The organism is Thermoactinomyces sp. CICC 10523 (genome assembly GCF_016055105.1).
In the GTDB taxonomy this organism is placed as follows: Bacteria; Bacillota; Bacilli; order Thermoactinomycetales; family Thermoactinomycetaceae; genus Thermoactinomyces_A; species Thermoactinomyces_A daqus.
Genome location: NZ_JAECVX010000037.1, coordinates 1 through 1,886 on the forward strand (window position 1 = coordinate 1; position 1,886 = coordinate 1,886).

Below are 1,886 nucleotides of genomic sequence, written 5' to 3' on the forward strand. Positions count from 1 at the left end.
TTGGGAATGTTTGCCAACTACTATTCTAACCGAGGAATTTCACCATGGCTCAATTATTTTTCGCAGCTGCCATTTTTACACAATTATACGGACTTAACTTAGTCTAGCTGCAATATCATTAAGGATTTTATATTCTGTATCTGAATCCCTAAGAAATATATCTCCACTCCCATTCCCCTTTGTGAACCTTATCCCGAAGTTTCACTAAAGCCCTCCTTTAATCTATGCTTTTGTGTATTCTAAAACCTTATCATCAAGCTGATGAACACATTGCGAAAATTATATGAATAATAAATAGATTCAATTAACAATACAAAGTAAATTGAAAATGGCCTAAGCCATTCCCGCGAAATAAAAAAGTCAGCTGGTATTTGACAAGTACCAGCTAACTTTCCGTTGTTGTTGAAGGGATCATCGTATCAATCCGAGAAAATGTGTGCCGTGTCATCCGGCGGTAGATCCCTTCCATAGGAAGGAGAAGTTCGGAAGAAAAGGCTTCTGGGTCAAGTGGTTCACCTGGCGGTTAAGACCAAAGGGGACAAAAGCATACCACTAAAGCGGAAACTGCCAGAAGTCGTGTATGGCTTTGTCCTGCAAGACCCGCACGTGGCAAAGGCTAAACTGCCTCGCCTAAAACTCGGGGTTACCAGTATAGGACGATTCAATTTTTGTCATCTGAATATTTTAGACACAACAAGTCATAAGCTGTACGCTAAGGTAAAGTTATCTTAATAAAGCGCGTCATTATTTCCAGTTATGACGTGAACTTTTGCCTTAGCGTACGATTTTCCGTACGGTGACCCTATGTGCCTATTGTGTCACAAAGAAATACTATTGGAATAGGATCTAGGGAGCACCAAGCTACGGATTAGAGGAGATGATGTGATGAAATCGGTATGTGTATATCGCTACAAAACCTATTTTCGAAAAATGGAACTGGCCGTAACCATGACTGAACTGGCTAAAGGTCTTCTCGGGCGCACAACAGCCGGCAGTGGAATGTTTCTCATGGGGGCCACAGCGATCCACACGTATCAGATGAAATTTCCTATCGATGTCGTCTATTTAAACCAACAAGGATTAGTGGTCGGTTTAGAGGAAAAATTGATGCCTAACCAAAACGGTGCTTATTTTGAAGGTACGGCGCATGTGGTTGAATTTAACCCGGGTACCATCCGAAAATACCAGATCAAAGTTGGAGAACGATGGTATTGGAAAATTGCCATATAGGGGTCAACGTACGATTTTCCGTACAGGTGACCCCTTGAATCTATCTCTCGTCTTGGCCGCCAGACAATTGATGTTTTGCAACTCATTGAACAGCTTGAAAAGATGGGCGTTAAGTAGTTGAGAAACTGGAAAGTTTTCAACATGATCAGAAACCCAATTGAGAAAAGGAATTTCATGCTTTTTCTTTTGCCCAGACGAATTATTTATCTAACTCTTTAGGCGTTAGGTTGCTTTTTAGTCTTGGATAAACCGTTTCCTAAATGCTTGGCAAAGTGGATACCTCCTATGAGGATTGTTTTGTCTCAAAAAATGATTGAGGCTATTTGTTTTCTAAAATCCTGTTAAAAAACAATAGCGTTTAAAGCCCGAGTTTGTGTGGTAACACTGGTAAGACCCGTACTTGTATTAACCTGAATGGTGACTGTATAAGTAACGGAAGTGGAAATATTGTCATTCCACGTAAGAGTGGGAATTTCGGAAAGAATAGTTCCTGCAATTATAATGACCCCATACGCTTCCAGACGAAAGATAAAGTATAATGGAAGGAAGCAAGAAAGGGGTCGTTTTTTATGGGGCGGCGAAAATGGACTGCTGAGCAAAAAATGGAGATTGTGTTGGCTGGAATGGCGCCGGGGGCCAATATCTCTGCTGTTTGC

The 1,886-nt window shown here is 41.1% G+C and carries 1 protein-coding gene; it reads left to right on the plus strand.

Annotation, left to right across the window (positions count from 1 at the left end; all coding sequences use genetic code 11):
• Positions 1–885 precede the first annotated feature (885 nt).
• Entirely contained in the window at positions 886–1,230 is a 345-nt protein-coding gene (locus tag I8U19_RS17065) for a DUF192 domain-containing protein (protein WP_198056619.1), read from the plus strand.
• Positions 1,231–1,886 lie beyond the last annotated feature (656 nt).

Excerpts from the sequence above, each read along its gene's own strand:
- I8U19_RS17065 (WP_198056619.1), top strand. The coding sequence starts at position 886 with ATGAAATCGGTATGTGTATATCGCTACAAAACCTATTTTCGAAAAATG.